Source organism: Natrialba sp. INN-245 (assembly GCF_009807105.1).
GTDB classification, from domain to species: Archaea; Halobacteriota; Halobacteria; order Halobacteriales; family Natrialbaceae; genus Natrarchaeobius; species Natrarchaeobius swarupiae.
In genome coordinates this window covers 316,284-336,109 of record NZ_WUBV01000017.1, presented here as the reverse complement: position 1 = coordinate 336,109, position 19,826 = coordinate 316,284, and the positions used below count along the sequence as shown (strand labels likewise).

Annotated in this window: 21 protein-coding genes; 7 read left to right on the top strand and 14 right to left on the bottom strand. The window is 64.9% G+C overall.

Annotated features, from left to right (window positions below):
• Positions 1-5: 5 nt before the first annotated feature.
• A complete protein-coding gene (locus GRS80_RS06485; RefSeq protein WP_160046838.1) occupies positions 6-1,538 on the top strand; it encodes a replication factor C large subunit in 1,533 nt (510 codons plus the stop codon).
• A 251-nt stretch (positions 1,539-1,789) separates the two neighbouring features.
• A complete protein-coding gene (gene phoU / locus GRS80_RS06480) occupies positions 1,790-2,461 on the top strand; it encodes a phosphate signaling complex protein PhoU (RefSeq protein WP_160046837.1) in 672 nt (223 codons plus the stop codon).
• A 25-nt stretch (positions 2,462-2,486) separates the two neighbouring features.
• Here the strand turns inward: phoU and GRS80_RS06475 are convergent, their stop codons facing one another.
• The 7 genes from GRS80_RS06475 to GRS80_RS06445 form a co-directional block, all read right to left on the bottom strand.
• Positions 2,487-2,819, bottom strand: coding sequence for a HalOD1 output domain-containing protein (locus tag GRS80_RS06475; RefSeq protein ID WP_160046836.1), 333 nt, complete (start codon positions 2,817-2,819; stop codon positions 2,487-2,489).
• A gap of 53 nt (positions 2,820-2,872) precedes the next feature.
• Positions 2,873-3,514, bottom strand: coding sequence for a helix-turn-helix domain-containing protein (locus tag GRS80_RS06470; protein WP_343161477.1), 642 nt, complete (start codon positions 3,512-3,514; stop codon positions 2,873-2,875).
• 94 nt (positions 3,515-3,608) lie between these two features.
• A complete protein-coding gene (locus GRS80_RS06465; protein ID WP_343161486.1) occupies positions 3,609-3,971 on the bottom strand; it encodes a hypothetical protein in 363 nt (120 codons plus the stop codon).
• A 34-nt stretch (positions 3,972-4,005) separates the two neighbouring features.
• Positions 4,006-5,688 (bottom strand): FAD-dependent monooxygenase, encoded by a 1,683-nt coding sequence (locus tag GRS80_RS06460; RefSeq protein WP_160046835.1) that lies wholly within the window; start codon positions 5,686-5,688, stop codon positions 4,006-4,008.
• Positions 5,688-7,343, bottom strand: a complete 1,656-nt coding sequence (locus tag GRS80_RS06455; RefSeq protein ID WP_160046834.1) for an electron transfer flavoprotein subunit alpha/FixB family protein — start codon at positions 7,341-7,343, stop codon at positions 5,688-5,690. Before GRS80_RS06455 ends, GRS80_RS06460 begins: the two co-directional genes overlap by 1 nt.
• Before the next feature lie 2 nt (positions 7,344-7,345).
• Positions 7,346-8,212: an electron transfer flavoprotein subunit beta/FixA family protein gene (locus GRS80_RS06450; RefSeq protein ID WP_160046833.1), complete on the bottom strand. Its 867-nt coding sequence runs from the start codon at positions 8,210-8,212 to the stop codon at positions 7,346-7,348.
• A gap of 237 nt (positions 8,213-8,449) precedes the next feature.
• Positions 8,450-9,307 (bottom strand): acyltransferase, encoded by an 858-nt coding sequence (locus tag GRS80_RS06445; protein ID WP_343161476.1) that lies wholly within the window; start codon positions 9,305-9,307, stop codon positions 8,450-8,452.
• A gap of 152 nt (positions 9,308-9,459) precedes the next feature.
• Here GRS80_RS06445 and GRS80_RS06440 point away from each other — a divergent pair, with 152 nt between their 5' ends.
• Positions 9,460-9,657, top strand: coding sequence for a DUF5800 family protein (locus GRS80_RS06440; RefSeq protein WP_149080505.1), 198 nt, complete (start codon positions 9,460-9,462; stop codon positions 9,655-9,657).
• Between the two features lie 143 nt (positions 9,658-9,800).
• On the opposite strand, the gene GRS80_RS06435 is transcribed toward GRS80_RS06440, so the two are convergent.
• Positions 9,801-10,343, bottom strand: coding sequence for a hypothetical protein (locus tag GRS80_RS06435; RefSeq protein ID WP_160046831.1), 543 nt, complete (start codon positions 10,341-10,343; stop codon positions 9,801-9,803).
• Between the two features lie 99 nt (positions 10,344-10,442).
• Between GRS80_RS06435 and GRS80_RS06430 the strand changes: the two genes are divergently transcribed.
• Positions 10,443-12,956, top strand: coding sequence for a methyl-accepting chemotaxis protein (locus tag GRS80_RS06430; RefSeq protein ID WP_160046830.1), 2,514 nt, complete (start codon positions 10,443-10,445; stop codon positions 12,954-12,956).
• Positions 12,957-13,099: 143 nt separating this feature from the next.
• Positions 13,100-13,465 carry a DUF192 domain-containing protein gene (locus GRS80_RS06425; protein ID WP_343161475.1) on the top strand — a complete coding sequence of 122 codons (366 nt, stop codon included), beginning with the start codon at positions 13,100-13,102 and terminating at the stop codon, positions 13,463-13,465.
• 23 nt (positions 13,466-13,488) lie between these two features.
• Here the strand turns inward: GRS80_RS06425 and hpt are convergent, their stop codons facing one another.
• The gene (gene hpt / locus GRS80_RS06420; protein WP_160046828.1) at positions 13,489-14,049 is read right to left on the bottom strand and encodes a hypoxanthine/guanine phosphoribosyltransferase; all 561 of its coding nucleotides are present in this window, start codon (positions 14,047-14,049) and stop codon (positions 13,489-13,491) included.
• A 163-nt stretch (positions 14,050-14,212) separates the two neighbouring features.
• Here hpt and GRS80_RS06415 point away from each other — a divergent pair, with 163 nt between their 5' ends.
• Complete coding sequence (locus GRS80_RS06415; protein WP_149080509.1) at positions 14,213-14,857, top strand: helix-turn-helix domain-containing protein; 645 nt, start codon at positions 14,213-14,215, stop codon at positions 14,855-14,857.
• Between the two features lie 40 nt (positions 14,858-14,897).
• Here the strand turns inward: GRS80_RS06415 and GRS80_RS06410 are convergent, their stop codons facing one another.
• A complete protein-coding gene (locus tag GRS80_RS06410; RefSeq protein WP_160046827.1) occupies positions 14,898-15,287 on the bottom strand; it encodes an SHOCT domain-containing protein in 390 nt (129 codons plus the stop codon).
• Positions 15,277-15,813 (bottom strand): hypothetical protein, encoded by a 537-nt coding sequence (locus GRS80_RS06405; protein WP_235019658.1) that lies wholly within the window; start codon positions 15,811-15,813, stop codon positions 15,277-15,279. Before GRS80_RS06405 ends, GRS80_RS06410 begins: the two co-directional genes overlap by 11 nt.
• Positions 15,814-16,240: 427 nt before the next feature.
• Between GRS80_RS06405 and GRS80_RS06395 the strand changes: the two genes are divergently transcribed.
• Positions 16,241-17,773: a (R)-citramalate synthase gene (locus GRS80_RS06395; protein WP_160046825.1), complete on the top strand. Its 1,533-nt coding sequence runs from the start codon at positions 16,241-16,243 to the stop codon at positions 17,771-17,773.
• A 26-nt stretch (positions 17,774-17,799) separates the two neighbouring features.
• On the opposite strand, the gene GRS80_RS06390 is transcribed toward GRS80_RS06395, so the two are convergent.
• From GRS80_RS06390 to tfe, 3 genes are read right to left on the bottom strand one after another with little or no spacing between them, the layout of a single operon-like run.
• On the bottom strand, positions 17,800-18,570 hold the full coding sequence (locus tag GRS80_RS06390; RefSeq protein ID WP_160046824.1) for a DUF5803 family protein: 771 nt from the start codon (positions 18,568-18,570) through the stop codon (positions 17,800-17,802).
• A gap of 1 nt (position 18,571) precedes the next feature.
• A complete protein-coding gene (locus GRS80_RS06385; protein WP_160046823.1) occupies positions 18,572-19,264 on the bottom strand; it encodes a DUF2110 family protein in 693 nt (230 codons plus the stop codon).
• On the bottom strand, positions 19,264-19,794 hold the full coding sequence (tfe, locus tag GRS80_RS06380) for a transcription factor E (protein WP_149080514.1): 531 nt from the start codon (positions 19,792-19,794) through the stop codon (positions 19,264-19,266). The genes GRS80_RS06385 and tfe overlap by 1 nt, the downstream gene beginning before the upstream one ends.
• Between the last annotated feature and the right edge of the window lie 32 nt (positions 19,795-19,826).

Here is a 19,826-nt window from a genome sequence, read left to right as displayed (position 1 = left end):
CGCTAATGAGCGACTGGACCGAGACCTATCGGCCGACGACGCTGTCGGAGGTCCGGGGGAACAACAAGGCCCGCGACAACCTCGAGGAGTGGGCGAAGACGTGGGACGACCACCGGGAGGCGGTGATCGTCCACGGCAGCCCCGGAGTTGGGAAGACCTCCGCGGCCCACGCGCTCGCAAACGACATGGGCTGGCCGGTGATGGAACTCAACGCCAGCGACAGCCGGGGGGCCGACGTGATCGAACGAGTCGCCGGTGAAGCGTCGAAAAGCGGGACGCTCACCGGCGGCGAATCGGGGCGACGGCTCGTCATCTTGGACGAGGCCGACAACTTCCACGGCAACGCCGACTACGGCGGCTCTCGAGAGGTTACCCGCGTCGTCAAGGAGGCAAACCAGCCGGTCGTCCTCGTGGCCAACGAGTTCTACGACATGAGCAAGTCCCTTCGCAACGCCTGCGAGACGATCGAGTTTCGCGACGTCTCGAAGCGCTCGATCGTTCCCGTTCTACGGGACATCTGTCGGCGCGAAGGGGTCGAGTTCGAGGAGGAGGCCCTCGAGAAAATCGCGGAGTCGACCAGCGGCGACCTGCGGTCTGCGGTCAACGACCTGCAGGCGGTCGCGGAGGAAGCCGAGCGACTGACCGTCGACGACGTCGTGACCAGTGAACGCGACCGGACTGAAGGGATCTTCGACTTCCTCGACGCGCTCATCAAAGAAGAGGACGCCGAGGGAGCGCTACGGGCGTCCTACGACGTCGACGAGACGCCCGACGAGTTGCTCAACTGGATCGAAGACAACCTGGCGAAAGACTACGCGGGCGAGGAACTCGCCGACGCCTACGGCTACCTCTCGAACGCCGACCGCTGGCTCGGCCGCGTTCGCGCCACGCAAAACTACTCGTTCTGGCGGTACGCGACCGACAACATGACAGCGGGTGTCGCGGCCTCGCGGCGCGAGGAGAAGGGAGGTTGGACCCGGTACGGCCCGCCGAGTTACTGGTCGAAACTCGGGCGCACGAAGGGGACGCGAAACACTCGTGACGCCATCGCCGAGCGTATCGCCAAACGGGAGGGAACGAGCGTCGCGACCGCACGGCGGGAAGTGCTCCCGTATCTCTCCGCGATGACTCACCACTGCCGAAATCGCGACCTCACCGTTCGGATGGCGGCGACCTACGACCTGGACGAGTCGGAGCTCTCGTTCGTCACCGGCAGCGGCAAAGACACCAACAAGGTCCAGTCGATCGTCGAAGACGCCGAGGACCTGCTTGAGGAGGAGGCGGTCGAACACTCCGGGTCGGCGTTTTTCGACGCGGGAGACACGGACTCGAGTGTGGGGGGCGAACCGGACGAGGGTACCGAGTCCGAGGCCGTACAACGGGACGGACAAGCGACACTCGCATCGACAGCCGACGGCGACGAGTCGACGTCAGGGACGAACGCCGCGGCTGCGTCGGACGGAACGGCCGATGATGACGAAACCGGGAACCGTGACGAAACCGACGACGGCCAGTCCGGCCTAAACGATTTTTTCTAGTACTCCGACAAGCGTCGACTGAGGGGCGAAATTATGCGGTTGGTGTCGATTTCGCCCATCAGTTCAGGTGTGGGCGTCACGAAGTCGTTCGCCTGTGAACCGGCCCAGCGGAGTGCAGTCTATCAGTACCGTCCGTCGTGACAGGTCTCCGGAGAGTCCGGAAAACCGGTACACTGCCCTACTACTCGGCTGGAGACGATCATTTTGCAGTGGACACAAGCTATATCCCTACCCGGACGGGTGGCTGAACTATGGCCAGAAAATCCTATCGGGAGAAGCTCGCGGAACTCCGCGAGGATATCCTCTACATGAGCGAGGTCGTGATGGAGCGACTTCGCATGGGCCTCGACGCCCTCGAGCAGAAAGACGAGGATCTTGCCCACGAGGTGATCACGGGTGACGGCGAGATCAACCGCATGTACCTCGACCTCGAGCAAGACTGTGTCGAACTGCTCGCGCTCCAACAACCGGTCGCCTCCGACCTTCGGTTCATCGCCGCCTCGTTCAAGATCATCACGGACTTGGAGCGTATCGGCGACCTCGCGGTCAACCTCGGCGAGTACACCCTCGAGGCCGAACACGACCTCTTTCCGGACGTCGACGTCCAGGAGATGGGGACGTTGACCCTCGCGATGGTCGAGGATGCGATGCAGGCGTACGATACCGAAGACGTCGAGGCCTGCCGGGAACTCGCCGTTCGCGACGACGACCTCGATCAGTTCGCCGAGCGGGCAAGCGAGATCGTCGTCCGGGACCTGATCGAACGCGAACTCGAGTCGCCTGACGAGGTCGAACGGTTGCTCCAGGACGTCTCGCGGCTGTTGTTGACGATCCGAGACCTCGAACGGGTCGGCGATCACGCGGTCAACATCGCCGCGCGGACGCTCTATATGGTCGAAAACGACGACGAACTGATCTACTGAGTTTCCCGACCGATTCGTGTGGCGTTTACTCGAGTCGGAAGAGCCGTACCCGACCGCTCGTATCGACTTCGACGTCGTGGCCGGCGTACGTGTACGTAATCGTCCCGGCGGAGCGGTTGCTCGTCGAGGTGGGTTCGAACAACGCATCGAGAGCAGCGGGATCAACCGCGTCGTACAACGGTCCGAACTCGCTGGCGACGGCGAGTGGGTCGTCGAGTCCCGTTTTCTCCGCGACGGCGACGGTAACGGCTTCGCTGAGCGGCTGATCTTGCTCCCCCTGGTGAACGAACGGCTCGGAACCGTTACCCTCCACTCCGGTAGGCGAGTGCTCGTCAGAGATTCGCTGGTTTGCGTTCATACTCAATGAACGCCACTGACACCCGAAAGGAACCGCATTGAGTGGTCAACGATTTAAGTCGGGTCGTCTTCGAGCGTGTGCTCGAGGATCGCCGTCTGGCCGCGGCGAAGCCGTGTCGACAGCGCCTGTGCAGACACATCGAGCTCGGACGCCAGGGCTGACAGGGTCGTCTCGCGTGGGACGTCGAAGTAGCCCGCCGCGAGGGCAACCTGGAGCGCGTCGTACTGGGCGTCGGTGAGTCCGTAGCGGCCGGTTTCGGCGTTCTGTTCCCGGTAGAGACGTTGTACTCGGAATCCGAGATCCTTCTCGAGACAGCGGTTACGATAGGCCGTAAGCGCTTCCCGGGACGGAACGCGTGCGCGAACGACCGTCTCGTCGGTCGCCACGATCTCGAGGATCGAGACGTCGTACTCGGCGGCGACGGGATACGTCAGTTGTCCCGCCGCCTCCTCGGTGAGGATGACGCTGTACAGGCGCCGATCCATCCCCTCCTCGATGTCGGCAAACTCCCGAACGGTCGGATCGTCCGCGAGCGCAGATTCGAACCGGTCGAACCTCTCGCCGAACGCACAGAACAGGAGCTTGGACTTGCCGGATTCAGTTTCGTACACCTCCTCGAGCCGAATGCGGTCGATCGCACCCGAGGCAACACGGAGGATCGGCGTCTCCAGTTCGAACTCGACGATGAGACTCACGCGTTCGGTACCACCTCGAGACCGTTATCGTTTGCCTCGGCTCGACCTCCGCGTTCGGTCGCCGGTGACAGCCGGGACGATCGACCGCCAGCGATCACCGCGAGGGAACGTCAGTGAGCAACTGGCCAACGTCGTCGACGTTTCGCGTCTCGAGTAACAGTTCGGCCGCCTCGCGAATCGAGAAGTCGGCCTCGAGTTTGACGCCGTGACAACGGGCATAGCACTCGAGCCAGGCGTTCATCGCGCGCTCGAGTGCGTCTAACTCCGCGGGCGAGAAACGAACCATCCGCCCGCCGGTTCGCCCCTCGACGTAGAGCCAGATCGCTCGGCCAGCACCCTCCCGGAGGTAGGTTGTAGCGTCGTCTGGTTCTGGCTGCTCGTCTTCGGGCTCGAGTCGTTTCCGATCTCGTTCGGCCCGGCGTTCGAGGGCGGCGATTCGCGGCCCGTATCGGCTCACGGTCACGGTAGGAGGCGACCGGCGGTTCGTCGGATCATCCCTCCCGGTACTCGACGCCCTTGCCGCCGCGGGGGTGTTCCCACTCGGTGTCGGCGACGACGGCGCAGGTGCCACACTCGACGCAGGGCTGGGTGTCGAGGCTGACCAGCGTCTCTTCGGTGCCGTTCGTCTCGACGGTTTCCGAGCGATAACAGCCGCCGCCGAACTCCTCGGCGCTGACCGGACAAGCGGCGACCGCCGCGCCGCTGGCCTCGTAGGATTCGTCGACGAGTTCGATGTGGGGGTTGCCGACGTCCGTGTTGTAGGTGAGGTCGCCGATCCGTTCCTCGAGTGACGGCGGGTCGACCTCGTTCTCCCAGTGGATGGTCTTGCCGTGGGTCTCGCCGATGACACTCGGGAGCGTGACGTAGCCCGTGGCGGTGTCGGGGAGCATCGAGACGAGGAAGGGGGAGTTGTACGCCCGCTTTAGCAGCCGGTCGGCGATCGGGTTGCCGACCGCGATCGAACCGATCGGTGACTCGAGAACGCTGTCGACGACGCTCGTCACCACGTCGCGCTCGCCGACGGTCCGCGCGAGGTCGTACCGCCGGGGACGGAGTTTGTCCATCGTCCCAGAATCCTCGAGCATCTTCGCGTACCGTCGCCCGGCCGCGGCGGGATCGGCGTTGCCGCGGGTGACGGCGAAGGCATCGGCAGCGAGCGCGCCGGCCGTGACGGCGTGGTTCATCCCTTTGATGATCGGGCCCTGGGCCTGCATCTGTCCGGCGGCGTCGCCGACGAGAACGAGCCGACCCTGGTGGGGTTCGGGATGGGCCACCTTCTTCGAGTCGGGGACGAGTTTCGCCGCGTACTCGCGCTCGTCGTACTCGTCGCCGAGCCAGGTGGCCAGCAACGGGTGGGTGAGCAAGGCGTCGAGCAGTTCGTGGGGTTCCGCGCGCTGTTCGACGAGGCTATCAAGGTGGAAGACGGTGCCGATCGACAGTGAGTCCTCGTTCGTATAGAGGAAGCCACCGCCGCGGACGTCCGCGAAGAGATCGCCCGAGAAGAGGTGGGCGACCCCTTCGTCCGACTCGAGTCCGAACCGGTCGTCGATGACGTCCGGATCCATCTCGACGGTGGCTTTGACGCCCTGGAACCACTCGTCGGGTTCCGCCCAGTCCATCAACCCGGCATCGCGGGCGAGTTCGGAGTTGACGCCGTCGGCCGCGACGATCAGGTCCGCCTCGATCGAATCGAGTTCGTCGCAGGTAACGCCGACGATCTCGCCGTTCTCGCGCAGCAAGCCGTTCACGCGGACGTCCGTCAGCACGCCGCCGCCGGTCTCGCTGGTCTTCTCGTGGACGCGCTTCTCGAGCCAGGAGTCCATCGTCCGGCGAAGCACGGCGTCACACCACTCGGTGTCGTGTTCGTGGAGGTCCCTGAGGTCGTAGGTTTTGACGCTGTTGCCGGCGACGTTGTGGATTCGGTAGTCGGTGACCGGCCGTTCGGCCGCCTCCTCGCGGAAGCCCTCGAAGAGGTCGTCGATCGTGTACGGCGCGGACTCCTCGCCGTAGATCAGCCCGCCGGAGACGTTCTTCGAACCCGCCTCCGTGCCACGCTCTAAGACGAGCGTCTCGATGTCGTGGTCGGCGAGACGCGCCGCCGCAGCCGCGCCGCCGGGCCCACAGCCGACGACGACGGCCTCGTAGTGTTCGTGTTCGGTCGAGTCGGCTGCCATCAGTCGTCACCTCCGTCGCCGCTTCCGTCCGCAATCGCCTCGAGTTCGACCTCGCCCGATTCGACTGCGTCGGTTAGCTGGGGAAGGACAGAGAACAGGTCGCCCTCGACGAAGTAATCGCTGAAATCGCGAATGCGCGCGTCGGTGTCGGTGTTGATCGCGATGATGGTGTCCGACTCGTCCATCCCGACCTTGTGCTGGACCGCTCCGGAGACGCCGGCGGCGACGTAGAGCTCCGGTGCGACGACCTGCCCGGTTTCGCCGATCTGGCGCTCCTCCTTGGCGTACTCCTCGACGTGGCCCTCGAACTGGTAAGAGGAGGTGACGATCCCACGGGTGATCCCCAACTCGGCGTCCGCGAAGGCGTCGACGAGATCGAGGCCGAGTTCCATCCCCTCGGTCGGGTCGTCCGCGATGCCGCGGCCGAGACAGACGATCACCTCGTGGCCCGTCAGGTCGATCCCCGCCTCGAGTTGGTCGTACTCGGTGATCTCGACGCGGAACCAGTCGTCCTCGAGATGCATGTCGTGTTCGATCACGAGCCCCTCCCGATCGGGGTCGGGCTCGATCGGCTCGAAACTCCCGGGGATGATCGACGCCCCCTGCGGGTGGAACTCCCGGCCGGGGTTGTCGAGACAGAGGATCGTCGAGTACTCGAACCCAGAGAAGTCCGGCCGCTTCATGTGTAGGACCTTCTCGAAGGTCTTCTTGACGCCGGGTTCGCCCGTCTTGACGGGGTTCGAGACCTCCTCTTCTTGGATGAACAGATCCGAACAGTCCGAGGCGAGCCCGGAGTCCAGTTCCGCCTGGACCTTCGCCGAGAGATCCCGGCCGTTGTTCGTCGCCGGGAACAGGACGTACCGGGGCTTGTCGTACTCGCGCCAGTCCGTGCTCTCGACGGTCCCTTCGCCGCGGGCCATGTGCGACGCAATTTCGGTGTAGGGTTTATGGAGGAACCGCTCGAGGCGCGGATCGTCGTGATACACCGCGACGTCAGCCCCGTGGGCGATACACTCCTCGGCAAGTCCCTCGCAATCGTCGCCCATCAGGAAGGCGACGACCCGTTCCTCGTCGCCGGAAGAGCTTCGGTCTTCCGAGCCTCCGCTCGCTTCGCTCGCGGAGACGCCGTGCTCCTCCGCGAAGCCGTCCATCAGCTCGCGGGCTTTGCCGAGCATCTCCTTTGCGACCTCGAGCAACTCGCCGCCCTGGGTCTCACAGAAGACCCACATGTCCTCGTAGTGGCCGTCGGCGAGCGCGCGCACGTGGCGTTTGTCTCGAGTCGGATGGGAGAGGCCGTCGTCCTCCTCGACGTCTGCTTCCCCCGTGTCATCCATTTCGTCCTCGGCGTCGGCTTCTGCTGTGTCCTCCTCGGTGTCGGCTTCTTCGGGCTCTTTGCCCTCGGCCTCGTCGCCGACGTCCTCTCTCGTCTCCTCGTACTCGCCTTCCGTCTCCGTTCCCTCCTCGACGCCCTCGCGGTCGTCGTCGACCGCGCCGATCGCCTCGAGCCGGCGGTGGACCGCTTCGCGGGCGGTCTTCCGGTCCTGGCCGGCCTGTTCGGCCTCGAGGATCGTCTGCAACACCGCCTCGTCGTCGACGTTCTCGAGGTGGTCGTCCAGTTCGTCTACCGTGTGTTCGGTGGGGTCGAATTCCGTCATCGTCAGTTACCTCCGGCCGCGAACGGCTGCATCTCCTCGAGCAGTTCGGTCATGCCCTCCTCGTCGTCGGCGTCGATCATGGTCGCCTCGCGCTCTGAGGGCGCTTTCGGGATCGGATCGACCGAGGAGACGATCGTCGGGGAACCGTCGAGTCCGATGTAGTCGGGGTCGAGATTCAGATCGGCGTGGTCCCACGTCGTGAGCTGGTCGTCGTGATCGGCGGCCCGCTCCCGGGTCTCCGACCGGAGCTGTTTGTGCGTCAGCCGGTGGGAGGCCTTCCGGTAGGTCGGCTGGAACTCGGGATCGGTGACGACGAAACAGGGAAGCGGCGCCTCGACCGTCTCGATCTCGTCGATATCGCCCTCGACGAGCCGCTTGGCTCGCAGGATCCGCTCGTCGGGGTCGATGTCGAGGGCGATCACGTGGGTGACGATCGGCCAGTCCATCGCCCACGCAGTCTGGGGACCGGTCTGGCCCGTCTCGCCGTCGGCCGTCTTGAACCCCGCGAAGACGAGGTCGATCTCTGCGACCTCCTCGATGTACTTCTCGAGGCCGGCGCTCAAGGTGATCGCCGTGGCCCACGTATCGGAGGCAGCCAGTTCGCGATCCGAGAGGAGGTAGGTGTCGTCGGCGTACACTTCCTCCATCGCCTCCTCGAGCACGCTCGCGTATCCGGGTGGCCCCATGCTCATCGCGCTGACGTGGCCGCCGTGGCGGACCCTCGTCTGGAGGGCCGCCTCGAGTGCGAACGCGTCGTTCGGGTTCATCACCGTCGGCGTCTTCCCGCGCTCGAGATGTCCCTCCTCGTTGAACGAGACCGCCCCCTCCGAGAAGTCAGGAACGCCTTTCGTCAGCGCGATCGATCGCATGGCCACCTCCATCGTCGTGATGTGTCTATCGTTCTCATGCCTGTCTTTCCCTAACGTGACAACATCTATTAAGAATAGGGGTAAAAATCGCCAACGGAAGTGACGGATCGAGCGCCGGATAGAACCGAGTACGAACCGGTTCGGCCGAGACGGTCCGTTGTCAGGCACCGACCGAGACGGTCCGCTGTCAGGCAGTATGGGCGCGACCGCAAGAAGGTGCGCGGTTCGTCGGGACGATCACTCGCGGTCGCGCTCGGTCGTTCCCATCGTGATCTCGCCGTTGGCCCGGATCGAGCCGTCGACTTCTGCGCCGGGACCGAGCTCGAGATCGTCACAGGAGACGTCGCCGAGGATTCGGGCGTCCTCGCCGACGACGACGTCGCCGTTTCGCGTCGTCAGATCGCCGTGGATCCGCGTGCCGTCGCCGACGGTGACGTCGCCTCGAGCGCGGAGGCTCCCGAAGACGTTGGAGTCGTCGCCGACGTCGATCGTCTCGGCTCTGACGTTGCCGTGGAGCCGACAGCCGTCGCCGATCGTCGCCGGGGTCGACACCCGCCAGGCGTCGTCGCCGACGGTCGCGTTCCGCGGGATGACGAGCGGTTCGGCGTCGGGGTCGCCCTCCTCGTCGTCGACCATCTCGGAGATAAGCCGCTGGGCGGTGTCTTCCTCGCCGATCAGAAGCAGGTGTTTGAGGTAGACGAACAGGAAGACGATCGTCGGCATCGGGTTCCGGATGACAATCCAGCCGTTGGCTTCGAACCCTTCCTCGATGTCGACGTCGTCGCCGATGTCCAGATCGCCGGCGACTTTCAATCGTCCGCCGATGTGGACGCGCTCGCCGATGTAGGCGTCTTCGCCCACGAGGACGTTCTCCGCGACGTCACACCACATGTCGAGTCGACAGTCCGCACCGGCTTCGATCTCGCCGCCGAACTCGACGCTCTCGCCGGCGATCACGTTTCGGCCGCGCACGCCGAACTCGATCGTCGAGCGCGCGCCGACGAGTACGTCCCCGTCGGTCTCGAGGGCGACTTCCTTCGCTTCCGTCCCGTCGGGGACGACGAGTTCGTCGAGCGGGTCCCTGCGTACGGCCACACTCCGATCCAATGTGACCCCCTCGTAATAAACTTCGTCGTTGGCTCCAGACCGTCTGTCGCCCGTCTGACGACACCGACTTCGACATCGCACGGCGGAACTCGAGGAGCCAGAGCGTCTCCCTTTTAGCCCCCCGCCGCATACGGCCGGTTATGACAACGCTCGCGTTCGACGACGACGGCGTCGACGTCGTCTACGAAGGAACCGAGTTCCGCCTCGAGCGGGACTTGATCGAGGAGGCGACGGAGAAATCCTACCACGATGTCACCGACCACGAAGTGTTGAAGATCGTCGCCGAACAGCCGAATCTACAGGGCGAACCACGTCGAGTCGGCGACATTCTCGACTAATTCATACGGTCTGCTGTAAGTCATTTCCGGTGCGACCGTGACCCGTCCTGCGGTCGCACCGGTAAATCGTTACAGCAAACCGTATCAGTTTCCTGTCCGTCTGTGTCGCCGAACCGCCACCCGGATGGCGAAGCCGTCCGCCGTCACGCGTCGTCGCTCTCGTAGCGTTCCGCCGCCGACTGGAATCCCAGTTCATCGAACTCGCGCCCACGTCGGTTCTCGAGTGCTGCGATCGCTTCCGGATCGGGGGCGACGTCGTCGGTGATCCTCGCCCACGAGTTGTGGACTTTGGCGTGACACCACCGACAGAGGTAGACGGTGATCTCGTGGCTCAACTGTTCGCCGTCGCGGGCGTACGAGAGGTGGTGTTCCTCGAGCAGTGGACGCTCCTCTGACTGGGCCATCCGTTTTTCCTCGAGCCCACAGCGGACACACTCCCGGTCGCGATTGCGCGAGCGAAAGTGCGGACACTCGCTCCACGCTGGATCCGACTCGGCGTCGGGGTCGGGATCGACGATCGGACAGGCGTACCCCTCCTGTGCACGCTCTCGAGCGAACGCCGGATCGTGCTCGTAGTGGTCGTAGGCGTACCGACACTGTCCGTCGCCGGTGAGATAGTCACAGAGGCCGGCGAACTCGTAGGGGTCGTCGACCCCGACGGCCGTCCCGTTCGGCGTTCGCTCCATCGTCGATCGACCTCTCGTCCGCGAACGGCTTCAACCCCTCGGCGGACGATCGACGAGCCAGTAAAAATAATAGTTAGAAGAATTATTTCATCATATATTATGATCCGACGACTCGTTCCAGCCGCTCTCAGACGGCGGTACGCGCTGAAGTTCGGACTGGTTTTGCTGGTGATCGCACTCTCCGTCGGTGCTATCGGCCTCGTGGAGACGGCGATGGTCGCCGACAGCGTCGAGGAGCGGGTGCTGGCGGACCAACGCCAGAGCGCTGTCGAGGAGGCGGCGTCACTCGAGCGGTGGAACGATCGAAACGACCAGCTTCTGCTCTCGGCGGCCCAGGCACCGGTGCTCGGCGGCGAAGAAAACGAAAGCGAAATCGAGAACTACCTCGCGGACGTCTACGGCGAGTTACCCGACAACGCTCGGACGAACGCCCTCTACGTGGATACGGAGACCGGCGAGGTGCTCGCGGGGGCTGGTGACGACCCCGATACACTCGAGGGGATGGCGTTCCCGGACGGCGAGAAACTCGACGACGATCTCTCCGAGTACGTGGTCCAGCGCACGGATGCCTACGCGATGCCCGACGAGACGTCGCTGGCGTTCGATCACCGGGCGGTCAGATCCTACTATATCGGCGTCGATGAGGATGATCGGGCGCTCGTCTTCACGTTCGATCTCGCCGAGCGCTCCAGTGAGATGCCGGTTGCGACCCGATCGGGGACGACAGTGACGATCCTCGACGAGGACGGGAGGCTCGTCGCGGACGACGCCTACCTCGGCTATCGCGAGGACAGGGAAACGGTCGTCTTCGAGGAGTCATACGAGAACGACGCCGTACTCGCGGCCGTCCGTGAGGGGACGCCCGGAGCGATACGACTCGAGGAGTCGCCGGGCGACCTCCTGGGAGGGGAGCCGTACGAGTTCGCGCCCGAGGGCTACGTCGTTGGCTACCAGACGACCAACGAGGGATGGATCGTCCTCGTCCACACGGCCGAGGAGCAGGCGTTCGGATTGGTCGACTCGATCGCCCAGGTCGGCGCACTAGCCACGCTCGTCGGTGTCGTCCTCGTCGGCGTTCTCGGCGCGGCGATCGGCAGGACGACGGCGGCGTCGATCGATCGACTCACCGAAAAGGCCGCCCGAATGGAGGAAGGGGATCTTGACGTCGACCTCGAGTCATCCCGGATCGACAACATCGGTCGGCTGTACGACGGGTTCGACGCGATGCGGACCGAACTGAAAGCGACGATCGCCGAGGCCGAAGACGCGCGGGCGGCGGCCGAAGCCGAGCGTGATCGTCTCGAGCGACTCAATCGACATCTCGAGTCGAAAGCCGACGAGTACAGCGACGCGATGGAGGCGGCCGCCGAGGGAGATCTCACCGCGCGGATGGACCCCGAGAGCGAGAACGAGGCGATGGCGGCGATCGCCACCGACGCGAACGAGATGCTCGCCGAGATGGAAGCGACGGTCGCCCGACTGTCCGCGTTCGCGACCGACGTCGCGACGGCCGCAGAACAGGTCACCGCCTCGAGCGAGGAAGTACGGGCCGCAAGCGAGGAGGTTAGCGGATCAATCCAGGAGATCGCCGACGGCGCCGACCGCCAGAACGACGCCGTACAGTCGATCGAGACCGAGACGAACGCCCTCTCGACGACGACCGAGGAGATCGCCGCCTCCTCGAACGAGGTCGCAGATGTCGCGGATCGGACCGCGCGAGCGAGCCGAGAGGGGAACCGAGCCGCCCAGGAAGCGATCGACGCCTGCGACGACCTCGTCGCGGAACACGGCACGGTCGTCGAGGAGTTCGAGGATCTCCGAACCGAAGTCGACCGGATCACGTCACTGACCGACACCATCGCCGAGATCGCCGAACAGACGAACATGCTGGCGCTGAACGCCAACATCGAAGCGGCCCGTTCGTCGGAGAGTTCCGACACCGACGGGTTCGCCACGGTCGCCGCCGAGGTCAAGGAACTCTCCCAGGAGGTCAAAGACGCCGCCGATCGAATCGACGGCCGCCTCGAGTCGATCGAGGGGCAGGCCGAGCGGTCGGCCCGGACGGTCGATCGCACCGGCGACGAGGTCGAACGCGTCACCGACCTCGTGTCCGAGGCGGCGACGGCTCTCGAGGGGATCGCAGATCACGCGGAGGCGACCAGCGCCGGTATCGAAGACATCTCGGCGGCCACCGAAGAGCAGGCGTCCTCGAGCGAGGAGGTCGCCGCCATGGTCGACGAGGTGGCGACGATCTCCGAGGAGACGACGGCCGAAGCCGAATCGGTCGCCGCGGCCGCCGAGGAACAGACGAGCGCACTGACGGAGGTGTCGGGATCGGCCGACGACCTCTCCCAGCAGGCGAATGCGCTCTCGGCTGCGCTCGATCGGTTCGAGACCGACGCGACGGTAGATTCGAAGGAGGAATCCGACGACAGGAGCGACTCGAGTGACGAGTCAGATCGTGGTGGCATCTCGAGCGACGAGTCCAACGGTGGAAGCGAGGTCCCCGAAGACGAGACGCCGGCGGCCTTCGAGTTCGACGACGCAGGCGTCGACGACACCGACGAGACGGAGATGGATCCAGCATCGCCCGACGAAGAACGGGGCGGATAGGCGGGGCGGCGCCCTCGAGGCCGGGACTCGAGGGGGAACTGATCCGATCGAAAGTGGGTGCCCGATCCGTTCTCGGTCGTACGCGGTTTCCCGATCCGTTCTCGGTCGTGAGCTTTTTGCCGACCCGCCCTCGACTCGAGGGAGTGAAACTCGTCCACGAACCGGACGGCGGCGACCCGCGGGTGCTCGCCTCGAGCGTCGACCTCGCCGACTCGATTCCGGCGCAGATGCGTGGGCTCATGTTCCGTCGGTCGATTCCCGACGACTACGCGCTCGCGTTCCGGTTCGGCGGGGCGAAAAAACGCGACGTCCACATGCTGTTCGTCTTCTTCCCGATCGACGTGGTCTGGATCGTCGACGGAACCGTCCGGCGCGTCGAGCGGCTTCGCCCGTGGCTCGGGATCGCCAGAGAGACGGCCGACCTGGTCGTCGAACTCCCCGCTGGACGCGCCGCTGACGTCGAGTCGGGAGATCGGCTAGCTCTCGAGGACGGCCCCCGATCGGGCTGACGCCAGCGGCATCGGATCGCCGATCAGTCGACGATCACGACCTTGCCGTCCTCGACGCGGACGTCGAGCAGGCTCGTGACCTCGTGTGAGACATCGTCGTCGGCGGCGTCCACCCGTCGAAGGACCGTCACGACGTCGACGATATCGGCCTCGACGGTCTCGAGGGCGTCACAGACCGCCTCGACCGTGCCGCCGGAGGAGAAGACGTCGTCGACGACGACGACGCGATCGCCGGCGTCGACGCCGTTCAGATAGAGTTCGTCGTCGCCGTAACTGGTCTCCTGGTGGACCGCGACCTCGTCGGGAAATCCGTATTCGCGCTTGCGGACGACGACCATCGGGAGGTCCGCCGCGAGCGCGAGTGCCGTCCCGTGGTGGATTCCCATCGCCTCGGGGACGACCAGTTTATCGACGGACGCGGGATCGATCCGCTCTGCGATCGCGTCGGCAATCGCGCGCAACACGTCGGGTTCGACGGGCGGAATTCCGTCGGTGACGCCGTGGACGAAGTAGTCGTACCCGTTTCGCTCGACGACTGGCGCTTCGCGGAGTGACCGGGCGAGCGGTTCGAGGGTGGGGTCCATACGCTCCGTACACGGACCGACAGGATGGGCGTTTTGGTCGAACCACTGTCGACTCCGATACTCGGGTGTGCCCAGCCGATGGAATCGACGGCCCACCCTCGAGCACGGTAGACTGATACCGTGACGGCCGTAACGGACGAACGCGCTAACATGGTGGAGACGGATGATTAACGCACGGTTTCGCATCGAGTTACCGGAAACGGTGTGGATCGCCGAGGTTTCCGACGAGTTCCCTCGGGCGACGTTCAGGCTACTCTCGGGATACCGGACCGACGACACCGCCCTAGAACTGGGCGAGGTGACCGCCGAACGCCCAGCGGACGTCGTCGAGGCGATTCGCTCACATCCTTCGATAGACGACTGTGACCGTCTACAGTCGGAAGATGGACGCGCGCTGACGAAGTACGAGACGAGCGACACCGATCTCTACGAGTTCGTCGAACTGTCGTCGCTGACGATCGAGTTCCCCGTCGACGTCCGAAACGGCTGGTTCGAATTCGACCTGACCGGGACCCGCGAAGAACTCGATCGGCTTCAGGAGGTGCTCGACTCCGCGTCGCTGTCGTACGAACTGCTCTCGCTCGTCGGGTCCGCCGAATCGGAGGGGCCCCTGACCGACCGTCAGCGAGAAGTTCTCGAGGCGGCGGTTCGGGAGGGGTACTTCGACGTTCCGCGGGAGTGTCTGCTCGAAGAACTAGCCGACGACCTCGGCGTGGACACGTCCACCGCGAGCGTCGTGATCCGCCGGGGGGAGAGCCGCCTGGTCAAGTGGCATTTGACGGGAAGCGCCAACGGCCGCCTCGAGTAACCGGTCCTCGGCCGTCGGCTCGATGACGCAGTCGACAGCGTTACGACCCGATTTCGACGTCCACCTGCCGCTCGGGCTCCCGCCGCACGTTCTCGCCGGAATCGGTCGCCAGCAATCGCTCGAGCCGGCGGTCGAACTCCTCGTCGGTGAGTTCTCCCCGGGCGTACCGTTCGCGCAGTTCCGCGAGCGGGTCCGCGTGCTCTCGTGCCGTCGCGTCGGTCTCCTCCCGGCGCAGCCGAAGCCGGTAGGCTCTTGCACATCCCACCGCCAGCGGGAACACGCCGGCGAATCCCACGATGTACGTGACCCAGAAGAAGCGTACGCCGGCGAATAGCAATCCGAAGCCGACGAGAAGCGTCAGCGTCGTCACGGCACCCGCCGCGATCAGTTCTATCGGCGCCTCTCCGTCGAATGGCTCGTCAGCGTTCATCGTGCTCGTGGTCGAAGCCGTCGATGCGATCGTTTCCCCTGCCCTGCGGAATCGCCGCCTCGCGAGCGAGCCACCACCGGTGTGTCGCGTAGACCGCGGTGACGAACATCGTCGCCACCTGGGCGAGAAGCCACGCGAAAGCGGCATATCCGACCACCTCGTTCTCGTACGGACCGATCACGTCCGCCGGCGGCTCGAGCGCCCACGGGCCGAAGTGGGCGGCCGTGACGTAGAGAACGGCCGGAGTGATGACGGCCGCCCAGTAGCCAGCCCCGACCCGCTCCGTCAGGGTTAGATACAGTCCGACGGCGATCAGGGGATAGATCAAGAGGCTCACGGTAAAACCCGTCACCTCCGGAATTAACGGCCAACCGACGTGGTTTCCCCTGACGACGTGGTCGACGTGATGTCCGACACCGAGGATCGTCGCGAGTCCGAGCAACGCGTAAAGCCTGCGATCGACGCTTTTGGACCCGGGCGTTCGGTCGCCGAGAGACGAGTCCATATCGCCGTTCGATTCGATCATCGTCGGCGATTTCGTCCCATCGCCGATACGTTTTCGTCCAACATGTTGGACAGGTACCTCGAGGACGAACGTCGGTACCGCGAGAGGAACGTTCGCGTCGCGAAGACGAAGATGTCCGATAGTACTTGTTTCAACTGTGCTATAGTAGCCACTGCAAGTCATTGCACACCTGATCGCCAGACGGGTCGGCGATCAGTGTGTAAATCGTTGCAGTTGTTACTATATAATCGGACTTGCCGTCGCCGGGAACCCGTTCGATTCCGTCAGCGTCGTAGCGTTGGAACCGGCGGCTTTAAGTTACGGCTGTTCGATAGGGAGAAGTACATGCCACGAGATTCGTTCTCAACGCCGGACGAGGATAGAGGAAGTCGGGGCAACCCGGCTGGGCGTGAAATTCCGCGACGACACTGATCGCAGTTCATCACTCTTGCCTGTACAACATTCCGCCGACCAGACGATTCCATCCGACCGTACAGTGCGCCTTCTCGATACGACCCTTCGTGACGGCGAACAAGCTCCGGGCGTCTCGCTGTCGCCCGACGAGAAAGTCGAGATCGCTCGCGCGTTAGAGCGGGCGGGTGTCGCCGTCATCGAAGCCGGAAGCGCCTGTACCGGCGCGGGTGAACGGCAGGCGATCTCGCGGGTGACCGACCTCGACCTCGAGGCGACCGTGACGAGTTTCTGTCGCGGCCTCGAGTCGGACATCGACCTGGCGCTCGACTGCGGCGTCGACGGCGTCCACATCGTGGTGCCAGCGAGTGACCGCCACGTCGAAGGGAAGGTCGGCACGTCCCGCGAGGACAACCTCGAGACGACGGCCGAACTCGTCGAGTACGCCACCGACCACGACCTCTGGGTGGAGGTCATCGGCGAGGACGGCTCCCGGGCCGACCTCGACTATCTCGAGGATCTCATGGGAACCGCCCTCGACGCCGGTGCCGACCGAACCTGTTTTGCCGATACCGTCGGTCACACGGGTCCCGAGCGCACCGCGAAGGCGGTATCCCGGCTTGCCGACCTCGGCCCCGTCAGCGCTCATACCCACGACGATCTGGGACTCGGCGTCACGAACGCCATCGCAGCCGTCTCCGCCGGTGCCGACCTCGTTCACTGTACGGTAAACGGGCTCGGTGAACGTGCCGGGAACGTCGCCTTAGAGGAGGTCGCGATCGCGCTCCACCACGTCTACGATGTCGACACCGTCGACCTCGAGGAGCTGTACGATCTCGCACAGCTGGTCTCGCGGACGACGGGCGTCCAACTCCCACCGAACAAGGCCGTCATCGGCGAGAACGCCTTCACTCACGAGAGCGGCATCCACACGGACGGGACGCTCAAAGACGACAAGATGTACGAGCCCTACGCGCCCGAAACCGTGGGACGGGAACGCCGGCTCGCGCTCGGTAAACACACCGGCCGCGCGGGCGTCAAGGCGACGCTCGAAGAACACGGCGTCGACGCCGACGACGACGAGATCGCCGAGATCGCGAACCGCGTGACGGAACTCGGTGACCGCGGCCGTCGGGTGACCGACGCCGACCTGCTGGCGGTGGCGGAGGACGTCACCGGCGACGACCGCGAGCGCGTCGTCGAACTGCTCGACCTCTCTGCGACCAGCGGCGGAGCCGTCCCGACCGCGAGCATCCGGCTGGCCGTCGACGGCGAAGAACGCGTCGCAAGCGGCACCGGCTCCGGACCGGTCGACGCCGCCGTCTCCGCGGTGCGAGAGGCGCTCGGGTCGGCCGCCGACGCCGAACTCGAGTCCTACCACGTCGACGCGGTCACCGGCGGGACGGACGCCGTCGTCACAGTCGAAGTGACGATGGCCAAAGACGATCGCTCGGTCACGGTCGCCCGCAGCGAGGCTGACATCACCCGCGCGAGCGTCGAGGCGATGGTCGACGCTCTCGATAGACTGCTCGCGACGGAGACGGAGCCGCTCGCGCCGGCCGACGACTAGGATCTTTCACAGGTTTTCCCACACGTTCACCGGAGGCCGGGCGGCGGCCCGTCGTCGTCGTCTTCGATATCGATGTCGAGGCCGAGTTCCTCCCGCTGTTCCTCGAGGCGTTTCACCTGGCGGTAGTAGTACCCGATCCCCGCGCCCCCGAGCAACACCGCGACGGCGACGAGCCCCGCGAACAGTGGGATATCCTGCGTTCGGTAGAACCGGATCGAGACCGTGCTGTCGACGTTGTCCCAGGTTAGCCGTTCCTGGTCGTCGACGATGTCCCGCTCGTATCCGCCGGGGTTGACGTCGCCGAACAGCAGGTTCGAGGTTCGGTACCCCTCCGGAATCGTGACGTCGTAGGAGCCGTCGACGTACGCCGGAAGCTGGAACGTCCGTGACCCTGCATCGCCGGAGACCGCGAGCGTCCCGTTCCCGTCCGGGACTCGAACCTCGGTGCTCGAGCGACTCTGATCGACCTCGAGTTCCGAGCCGGTGAGTTCGGTCCCGTTTGGGTACCAGTAGCGAACGCTGTGGATGTCGAGCGCTTCGTCGCGGTAGATGTTCGACCGATGCATCGACAGCTCCTCGGTTTCGTTCAGGTCGTAGACCGCTCGAAACTCGCCGCTTCCGATGATCCCGCCGCCTTCGATGTCGACGGCGACGTCGGCCTCCCGGTCGCGGAGGTCGTCGTACTCCTGGTCGCGGTCGAGTTCCTCGTCGGAGATGCCGCCGAAGATCATCGAACAGCCGGCTAAACTGACCAGGAATCCGACCGCGACGACCGCGAGAACGAGCCGTTTGTTCATACTAGGGGACGACACAGCGGAGCTCCGCTGGCAGATATTCGCCGACGCTCGCGAGCAACCCCGGCGGATCGGTCCCCTCGGTACAGACCACGCTCTGTTCTAAGAGGCCAAGTCGCTCGACGGTGACGTAGTCCTGGGCGTGACCCGCGCGGTTGAGCGTCGCACGCACCTCCGCGCGCGTCGCGCTGTTGACGTTGAGTCGACCGTCGCCGCGGCTCCACTCGTAGAGGCGATCGCGTTCGGCGTCCGCGAGCCGTGACGGCTCGCTCCCGTCGCCGTTCGGGCCGCCGTAGACGAACTGCAACGGTACGTGTTGGACCAGACCGTACCGGTCGCGGATCTGCTCGGCCGAACCGGGACCGAGCCCCAGTTCGTCCGTCGGGATTCGAACGCCGTCACCCTGACCGGCATCGAGGACGAACCCGTCGTCGTCCCACGACTCGAGGGTTCCGACGTAAGTCTCGCCGGCCTCGAGGTCGGGGACGATCTCGCCGAACTCCTCGCGAAGGACGTTGCGCGCGACGGTGGCGTCCTCTCCCTCGATCGTCACCGACGGAAACTCGTCGTGTCGCACGCCAAGTTCGAACTCGGCGGCCAGGTCGCCGATCTCGTTGTCGACCAGCGACCGAAGCGAATCGAGGGCGCGCTCGCGGGCGTCGCCTTCCACGTACAGCTTCGTTGCAAGTACGACCATTAGGCGTCCGCGCTCTCGTCGATGTTGAGTTCGTCCTCGAGCGCTGCGAGGCGGTCTTCCATCGCGGTGACGAGTCTGTCGTTGTCCATCGATTCGAGCGGCGAGCCACATTCGGGACACTCGAAGCCGAAGTCCATCGCCTCGCCGAACTCGAAGCGGATCGAGCAGATCTCACAGAGGTAGAACTCGTGGTTGCGTTCGTACTCCTGACGGTCCTCTAAGGCGTCGTGGAGGCGGTACATCTCCTCTTCTAGGTTCTCCGGGATGTTGTCGTACTCGAACGTCCAGAGGTAGGTGAGCCACCCCGAGTCCTCGTCGCGCAGCCGGCGGTAGGTGGCGAGATCGTTCTCGTACAGGATAAACAGCGCCCGGCGTACGTCGTTCAACTCGAGATCCAGCTCCTCGGCGAGCTCCTCGTCGGTCACTTCTCCGTCCGGGGGCGCGGCCGCGACGGGCATCCCCTTTGGACCGACCAGCTCGTGTAAGTACTTCTGGATGACCGGATCCTCGAGCAGGTCCTCAAAAGCCATTACTTACCCGTAGCGCCATATCGCCATTAAGT